Here is an 8933-nt window from a genome sequence, read left to right on the forward strand (position 1 = left end):
CTTACTAGAGTGAGAGCCGCATTGTACGGCCCTCACTGTTTTAGCTATTCGTCACTGACAACTCGTGAATTATCTGGCGTGGTAAAGTGCTGCGATAGTTCACGGTTTGATACGATATAACCAATCCATAAACCGCCCATGCAAATAACAATTGCGATACCAGTCACCGCCTGAGCTTGGCTGGCTAACATTGCAACCAGCGCACTAGAAAGGCTACTGACACATATTTGTAAGCTATTTTGCAGACCAGCAGCGGTTGCCGGGCTCTGCTTTGCACTGGAGAGTGCGCGGTTGACAACTATGGGATACAAAGCACCATTGGCAACGGCTATTAGGCAAAATGGAGCAAGTATTGGCCAAATTGAGGTTAACTGCCATTGTGAAGCAATAAAAATCAGCAGGGCAGCAACACTGAACAACCCAATCAATTGGCGCAGTACCTTTTCATCACCAAATTTACCAACACACACTTTCCCTAAGTAGCCACCAACCATGAATGCAATGGTTTGTGGAATAAAGCTCATACCTATATCTGCGGGTGAATAACCCAATTGAGCCATGATCTCTGGCATTCCGGTTAGATAGGCAAAAAATGCTGCAGAAGCAGTAGCAAACATCATCACATTACCAAGATAAGCTTTGGATGATAAAAGTCCTTTGATGTCATGCTTAACCGAAGTTTGCTTACTTTCAATTTGCTCCTTGGGTTGAACCATGGTCGCAGCAGCTAACACAATACCTACGATACTTAAGCAAACAAAAATACTGTGCCAACCAAAATTGTTAGCCAACACGACTCCTAACTGTGGAGCGAGCGCTGGTGAAAGAGCAACCAATGGCATAATGGTGGCAAAAATTTGTTGGCTGATCCTCGCTTCATAACGTTTGATCACCATTGCTTGCCAGATCACTGCAGGGGCACATACACCGATCGCTTGAATGAAGCGCAGTAGTAGCAATTGCCATACTTGGTCGCTAAATGCGAGTCCGATTGAAGCGAAGGTGAATACTGCCATACCGACAATTAACGTATTTCTATGGCCAAATCGGTCAGAAGCCAGTCCCCATAAGAGTTGTCCACTGGCCATACCGACAAGAAAAACGGTTAATGAGAGAGCAATTTGTTCTGGACCAGTAGCAAAATCCGCTTCCATTGCCTTAAATGCTGGTAAATACATATCTGTAGCAACAAAGCCCAACATAGATAACGCAGCAAGATAAAAAAGTTGTAATTTGGATACTTTCATAGCAATTCCGTTGAAATTAATTCATAGATAGATCTGTGTTGGCGCCAACCTTTTTATTTGCGTTGCTATTCTATTTTTCGCTTTCGATAAAATGAAACGTTATTATTTGTAGTTATCTATCAAATTTTTTGAAAGGTTATATGTGAGTGTATTTTCTAAATATTCGTTAGAGATGATCGACACTATTGCCCGAGTTGAGAGCTTTTCTGCTGCGGCAGAGGTGCTTCACAAAGTGCCTTCAGCGATCAGTTATAGCGTGCGGCAAATTGAACAAGAGCTGGATGTAGTGTTGTTTCGCCGTTTACCCCGCAAAGTTGAGCTTACTCCTGCGGGAGAGTTGTTTCTCAAGCAGGCGCGTGCGATGTTACGCCAAATGGAAGAAGTGAAAGCACAAACGCGTCGTGCGGCACATGGATGGCAGAAAACGTTGCGCTTAACATTAGATAATGTTGTGAAGCTCGATAAGATGAAGCCGTTGATCGAAGCGTTTTATCAAACCTTTGATCATGCTGAATTACAGATCAACATGGAGGTGTTCAATGGATCTTGGGAAGCGATCGCGCAAGGTCGGGCTGATATTGTCATTGGTGCCACCTCTGCAATCCCTGTAGGTGGTGATTTTGAAGTCAAAGAGATGGGAACATTGGACTGGGCATTTGTAATGTCTCCTAGTCATCCATGCGTGAAAGAGCAGTGTTTGACAGAGTCATTTGTGAGCCAATTTCCAGCCATTTGTCTTGATGATACTTCAAATGTATTGCCAAAAAGACACACGGTGCATTACCCCAAGCAGCGCCGATTGCTGTTACCAAATTGGTACAGCGCAATAGAATGCTTGAAGAATGGTGTTGGGGTCGGCTATATGCCGAGTCACATTGCTCAACCACTGATTACTGAAGGTGTGTTGGTGGAAAAGGTTTTGGAAGAGGAAAAACCATTGAGCCAATGTTGCTTAGTGTGGCGAAAAGATGAAAACCATAAGATGATCCAATGGATGGTTGACTACCTAGGATCCAGTGATCAACTTTATCAAGATTGGTTGAAAGTTAAATGATCCAACAAAAAGCGCTAGCATTGCTAGCGCTTTGATCTTTATTGTGGATCATGGTCGTTCAAATACGGTCGCAATACCCTGGCCTAAACCGATACACATGGTTGCCAGACCGTATTTCGCGTCTTTCGCTTCCATAAGGTTGATTAACGTTGTTGAGATACGTGATCCAGAACAACCAAGCGGGTGACCCAAGGCAATCGCACCACCGTTAAGGTTGACCTTCTCATCCATCACATCAAGCAGACCCAAGTCTTTAGCACATGGTAGAGATTGCGCTGCAAATGCTTCGTTTAGCTCAACCACATCCATGTCTTCAATTGAGAGGCCAGCACGCTTGAGCGCTTTTTGCGTCGCAGGTACAGGACCGTAACCCATGATAGAAGGATCACAGCCTGCAATGGCCATGCCTTTGATGCGTGCACGAATCTTCAAACCAAGCTCGTTGGCTTTCTCTTCACTCATGATCAGCATCGCTGATGCACCATCAGACAGTGCCGATGAGGTACCAGCAGTTACTGTGCCGTTTGCTGGGTCGAACACTGGACGAAGTTGAGATAACCCTTCAACGGATGTTTCAGGGCGAATCACTTCATCGTAATCCAGAGTGAACAGGGTACCGTCAGCCGCATGACCTTCAATTGGTAGGATTTCGTTTTTAAAACGACCCTCTACGGTTGCAGCATGTGCACGAGCATGAGAGCGCGCAGCAAACTCGTCTTGTTGCTCACGGCTAATGCCATGCAGCTTACCAAGCATTTCTGCTGTTAAGCCCATCATGCCGGCTGCTTTTGCAACTGTCTTTGACATGCCAGGGTGGAAGTCCACGCCGTGGTTCATAGGTACGTGTCCCATGTGCTCAACACCACCAATTAGGCAGATTTCAGCATCACCCGTCATGATGGCACGTGTACCATCGTGAAGCGCTTGCATGGATGAACCACACAGGCGGTTAACCGTCACGGCGCCAATCTCAATTGGCAGACCAGCAAGTAGCGCAGCATTACGTGCAACGTTAAAGCCTTGTTCTAGGGTTTGTTGTACACAGCCCCAGTAGATATCTTCAATCTCGCTTGGGTTCACCTGCGGGTTACGCGCAAGGATACCCTTCATTAGGCGCGCGGATAGATCTTCTGCTCGTGTATGACGGAAAGCACCATCTTTAGAGCGACCCATTGGCGTACGTAGACAATCGACTACGACAACATTTCTTGTTTGATTAGTCATTTTAGAATCCCTCCTTAGATAGAACCTTGCTGTTGTGCACCGTAAAAGCTTTCACCTTTCGCCGCCATATCAATCAGCATCTGTGGTACTTGGTACATAGCACCAAGCTCTGAGTATTGTTTTGCCATTGCAACAAACTCAGCAATACCTACGCTATCTAGGTAGCGGAATACGCCGCCGCGGAATGGAGGGAAACCAAGACCGTAAACCAATGCCATATCCGCTTCTTGTGGAGTGGCAATGATGCCTTCTTGTAGACACAGTACCACTTCGTTGATCATTGGAATCATCATACGTTGAATGATGGTTTGATCGTCAAAGTCCTGCTTATCGGCACAAACGTCAGCGAGCACCGGCAAGATCTCTTCAGAGAAGGTTTTCTTCGGCTTACCTTTTCTATCTATGGTGTAGCTGTAGAAGCCACTGCCATTCTTCTGACCGTATTTGCTTGCTTCGAATAGTGCATCGATCGCGTCACGACCTTGTTTACCCATACGCTCTGGGAAACCCTGTGCCATAACGGCTTGTGCGTGGTGAGCTGTATCAATACCAACGACATCGAGCAAGTATGCAGGTCCCATCGGCCAGCCAAACTTACGTTCCATGACTTTGTCGATTTTCGTAAAGTCCGCGCCATCACGAAGTAGCATGCTGAAGCCACCAAAGTATGGGAACAATACGCGGTTTACAAAGAACCCAGGGCAGTCATTAACGACAATTGGTGATTTGCCCATTTTCGCTGCGTACGCAACAACACGATTGATGGTTTCATCAGAGGTATGTTCACCACGGATGATCTCAACAAGGGGCATGCGGTGCACTGGGTTGAAGAAGTGCATGCCACAGAAGTTTTCTGGGCGTTTTAGCGATTTTGCTAATAGATTGATTGGAATCGTCGAGGTGTTTGAGGTGATAACCGTGTCTTCACCGACATGTGATTCGACTTCACTCAGCACTGCTGCTTTTACTTTCGGGTTTTCTACTACGGCTTCAACAATCACGTCTGATTCTTCGATGCCAGCGTAATGTAGGCTTGGTGTGATAGACGCTAAAATACCAGCCATCTTAAAGCCATCAATGCGACCACGAGATAAGCGTTTGTTTAGCAGCTTAGATGCTTCAGTCATGCCTAAATCGAGTGAAGGTTGCGCGATGTCTTTCATTAACACCGGTACGCCTTTTAATGCAGATTGGTAGGCGATGCCACCGCCCATAATGCCCGCACCAAGCACTGCCGCACGTTGCGTGTCTTTACTCGCTGACTTAGCTGATTTTTTAGCAAGTCCTTTAATGTATTGGTCGTTAAGGAACAAACCAACCAGTGATTTTGCTTCTTCAGACTTAGCCAGTTTTACGAAGTGTTTACGTTCAATGTCGAGTGCTTCGTTACGAGCAAAGCGAGCGCCTTCTTCAATAGTAATAACGGCTGTCATTGGAGCTGGGTAGTGAGGACCTGCTTTTTGTGCCACCAGACCCTTCGCCATGGTAAAGCTCATCATTGATTCGAGCTTACTTAGCGTAAGTGGTGATGTCTTTTGCTTGCGACGAGCTTGCCAGTCCAACTTCTCGTTGATTGCCGAGGTCAGTGTCTTGAGTGCTGACTCGTAAAGTGCGTCGCTATCGACAACCGCATCCAGAAGACCAATCTTTAACGCTTCATCTGCACGACACGCTTTTCCTTGAGTGATCACTTCCATTGCGCTGTCGGCGCCAATAACACGTGGCAGGCGTACACAACCACCAAAGCCCGGCATGATACCGAGTTTCGTTTCTGGTAGACCGATGCTGGTGGTCTTGTCACCAACTCTCATGTCAGTTGCAAGCACACACTCACAACCGCCACCTAACGTGTGGCCTTTTAGTACCGAGATAGTTGGGACAGGCAAGTCTTCCAGCTTGTTAAAGATGCTGTTAGCAAATTGCAGCCACTGATCGAGTTCAGCGTCTGTCTTGGCAAAAAGACCTAAGAATTCGGTGATATCAGCGCCAACAATGAACGCGTCTTTATCTGAGGTGAGCATCAAGCCCTTAAGTCCTTGGTGTGCTTTTAGTGCATCAAGGGCGTTGTTGAGTGATTCAAGAGTGGCCAAGTCCAGTTTGTTAACTGAGTTGGGAGAGCAGAAGTTGAGCTCGGCGATACCATCTTGTACTTCCTTTACCTGTAGGGTGTTAGCTTGGTAAATCATTGTTTATCTCCGTGACCTACAATGTGTCATTGTGTCTTGGTAAGTCGTTTTATTTTTATTCTGGTTAGACCAGTTACTCTAGTGTGGACCTCGGATTGTATATTTTCAATACATTTTTTAAACAAGTGTTTAACATTGTGCATTGAAACATGCCATCGCGTTTTTTTGCTTGGTCGTGATACACTGACTTTTCTGTGAAAAAACAACTGCTCTCATGAATGAACTTCCTTATCTAATACCCGCTAGTGAAATCACTTTTGAAGAAGAAATTAAAAAGAGTGTCTTTATTACCCACTTAACCCATACGCCAACCATTGAGTCTGCGAAGGCTTATGTGGAATGCATAAAACAGAAGCATAATGCGGCACGACATAATTGCTGGGGCTTTGTAGCTGGGCGTCCTGAAGATTCAATGAAGTGGGGTTTTAGTGATGATGGTGAGCCGTCAGGAACTGCGGGTAAGCCTATTTTGGCACAACTATCGGGTTCTGGAGTTGGTGAGATCACTGCGGTGGTAACCCGTTATTCTGGTGGTATTAAGCTCGGAACAGGTGGTTTAGTTAAAGCGTATGGTGGAGGAGTACAACAAGCTCTCAAGCTGCTTCAAACTATCGAGAAAAAAATAACCACAATATTGCGAGTAGAGTTAGACTATGGCTTTATGCCCATCGCTCAATCCCTTTTTACTCAGTTTGATGCCAATGAAGTGCAAGCTGAGTACAGTGATCAAGTGGTTTTGTTGCTCGAGATTGAAGTGCGTCAAGTGGACGCGTTTACTCAAATGATGGTCAATAAGAGTGGAGCAAAAGTCTTGATAACTCCACTGGACGGAACAAACAATAAGAAATAGGAAGTCTGAAGCGTTGCTTCACTAGTCGAGCAATCCATGCAATTTCGTTCAATTATCCGAATCGTTGGTCTTCTGCTGGCCCTTTTCAGCGTGACCATGTTGGCCCCGGCGTTAGTCGCACTTATCTATCGAGATGGTGCGGGTGTCCCTTTTGTGACCACGTTTTTTGTACTCCTTTTTTGTGGTGCACTATGCTGGTTCCCCAATCGCCATCATAAACACGAACTTAAAGCTCGTGATGGCTTTCTTATCGTGGTTTTATTTTGGACTGTACTAGGCAGTGCGGGCTCATTACCTTTTTTAATCGCAGATAACCCGAGTATTTCGGTTACTGATGCCTTTTTTGAGTCTTTTTCAGCATTAACAACCACAGGGGCAACGGTTATCGTTGGCCTTGATGAGCTTCCTAAAGCCATTCTCTTTTATCGTCAGCTACTTCAGTGGTTCGGTGGTATGGGGATCATCGTATTGGCTGTCGCAATTCTTCCTGTATTAGGGATCGGGGGAATGCAGTTATATCGCGCAGAAATTCCAGGGCCAGTTAAAGATTCCAAGATGACGCCTAGAATTGCGGAAACCGCAAAAGCGCTTTGGTATATCTACCTGAGTTTAACCATTGCATGTGCAACCGCGTTTTGGCTTGCAGGAATGACGCCATTTGATGCAATTAGCCATAGCTTTTCTACAATCGCGATTGGCGGTTTCTCAACTCATGATGCCAGCATGGGATATTTTGATAGCTATGCGATTAACATGATCACCGTAGTCTTCTTACTTATTTCTGCATGTAATTACTCACTTCACTTTGCCGCCTTTGCCTCTGGTGGTGTTCATCCTAAGTACTATTGGAAAGATCCGGAATTTCGTGCCTTTATTTTTATTCAGGTTTTGTTATTTGTAGTGTGTTTCCTTGTTTTACTGAATCATCACTCTTACCAGTCGACTTATGATGCATTTGATCAGGCGTTATTCCAAACCGTATCGATATCAACAACCGCCGGTTTTACCACTACAGGTTTTTCTGAATGGCCGATCTTCTTACCGGTATTATTGCTATTTTCTTCTTTTATTGGTGGATGTGCTGGTTCTACCGGTGGTGGAATGAAGGTAATACGAATATTACTTCTTACACTCCAAGGTGCTCGTGAATTAAAACGGCTGGTTCACCCTAGAGCTGTCTATACGATTAAAGTTGGTGGTACTGCACTATCACAACGTGTCGTTGATGCCGTATGGGGATTCTTCTCTGCTTATGCGTTGGTATTTGTTGCCTGCATGCTAGCGCTAATTGCAACAGGAATGGATGAGCTAAGCGCATTCTCTGCTGTTGCAGCCACCTTAAATAACTTAGGCCCTGGGTTGGGAGAAGTGGCTTTACATTTTGGAGAAGTCAATGATAAAGCCAAATGGGTACTAATCGTCTCGATGTTGTTTGGTCGTTTAGAGATATTTACATTATTAATTCTACTTACGCCTACTTTTTGGCGAAGTTGAGGGGAAATTGTGTCAAAGGCTTTGTTTTTGTATTCAACCAATGAAGGACAAACTAAGAAAATCCTTCTTTATATAGAGAAAGAGCTACCAGCTTATCAATGTGACATAGTTAATTTGAATGAAGTGACTGATGTTGATTTTAACCAGTATGACAAAGTGATGATTGGCGCTTCCATTCGTTACGGCAAGCTTAATAAAAAGCTCTATCAATTTATCCATTCGAACCTGACTCAGTTAAAACATGCAAAAGTAGCTTTCTTTTGTGTCAATCTAACTGCAAGAAAAGAAGATCAAGGAAAAGATACGCCAGAGGGTAGTGTTTACATTAAAACATTTTTGAAAAAATCACCGTGGCAGCCAGAAATGATCGGTGTTTTTGCGGGTGCGCTTTATTACCCTAGGTACCGTTGGTTCGATAAAATGATGATTCGCCTCATTATGACTATGACGGGTGGAGAGACTGATACAACAAAAGAAGTGGAATACACTAATTGGAAAAAAGTGGCTCTATTTGCTGAAAAATTCAAAAATTGGTGAAGATGACAGCGAGTTTTTATCCTTTTAGCTTAATTTCTGTTCTAACGATAGAAAAGTGTCTTTTTTTTCGAAAAAAGGGTTGCCAATATAATCTCGATCTCTATAATGCCCCCTCGCTGACACGGCAACGCTTCGAAAGAAACGAAAGCCAAGCCAGTAGGTCAATTAGCCAAGCGGAAACGCTTGAAAAAAGTTTGAAAAAAGTGGTTGACACTAAACTTTATCTCGCTAAAATGGCCGTCCACTTGAGCGAAGCTCAAATGGAAAGCTCTTTAACAATATAAACCTATCAATCTGTGTGGGCACTCGTTGATGATAATCCAATTAGATACTTCGGTATC

At 44.6% G+C, this 8933-nt stretch carries 7 protein-coding genes; 4 read left to right on the forward strand and 3 right to left on the reverse strand.

All coding sequences use genetic code 11. From position 1 onward, the window contains the following. Positions 1–44 precede the first annotated feature (44 nt). Positions 45–1247, reverse strand: a complete 1203-nt coding sequence (punC, locus tag ACQEXS_RS19530) for a purine nucleoside transporter PunC (protein ID WP_427014900.1) — start codon at positions 1245–1247, stop codon at positions 45–47. A 142-nt stretch (positions 1248–1389) separates the two neighbouring features. Here punC and punR point away from each other — a divergent pair, with 142 nt between their 5' ends. Continuing rightward, complete coding sequence (punR, locus tag ACQEXS_RS19535; RefSeq protein WP_427014901.1) at positions 1390–2301, forward strand: DNA-binding transcriptional activator PunR; 912 nt, start codon at positions 1390–1392, stop codon at positions 2299–2301. A 48-nt stretch (positions 2302–2349) separates the two neighbouring features. Here the strand turns inward: punR and fadA are convergent, their stop codons facing one another. Beyond that, positions 2350–3525, reverse strand: coding sequence for an acetyl-CoA C-acyltransferase FadA (gene fadA, locus ACQEXS_RS19540; protein ID WP_427014902.1), 1176 nt, complete (start codon positions 3523–3525; stop codon positions 2350–2352). Positions 3526–3539: 14 nt separating this feature from the next. Further along, the gene (gene fadB / locus ACQEXS_RS19545) at positions 3540–5711 is read right to left on the reverse strand and encodes a fatty acid oxidation complex subunit alpha FadB (protein WP_427014903.1); all 2172 of its coding nucleotides are present in this window, start codon (positions 5709–5711) and stop codon (positions 3540–3542) included. A gap of 214 nt (positions 5712–5925) precedes the next feature. On the opposite strand from fadB, the gene ACQEXS_RS19550 reads away from it, so the two are divergent. From ACQEXS_RS19550 to hemG, 3 genes are read left to right on the forward strand one after another with little or no spacing between them, the layout of a single operon-like run. Beyond that, a complete protein-coding gene (locus tag ACQEXS_RS19550) occupies positions 5926–6561 on the forward strand; it encodes a YigZ family protein (RefSeq protein ID WP_427014904.1) in 636 nt (211 codons plus the stop codon). A gap of 36 nt (positions 6562–6597) precedes the next feature. After that, positions 6598–8055: a TrkH family potassium uptake protein gene (locus ACQEXS_RS19555; RefSeq protein ID WP_367987673.1), complete on the forward strand. Its 1458-nt coding sequence runs from the start codon at positions 6598–6600 to the stop codon at positions 8053–8055. 9 nt (positions 8056–8064) lie between these two features. After that, on the forward strand, positions 8065–8592 hold the full coding sequence (gene hemG / locus ACQEXS_RS19560; RefSeq protein WP_427014905.1) for a menaquinone-dependent protoporphyrinogen IX dehydrogenase: 528 nt from the start codon (positions 8065–8067) through the stop codon (positions 8590–8592). Positions 8593–8933 lie beyond the last annotated feature (341 nt).

This window comes from Vibrio sp. TRT 17S01 (assembly GCF_050113695.1).
Taxonomy (GTDB): Bacteria; Pseudomonadota; Gammaproteobacteria; order Enterobacterales; family Vibrionaceae; genus Vibrio.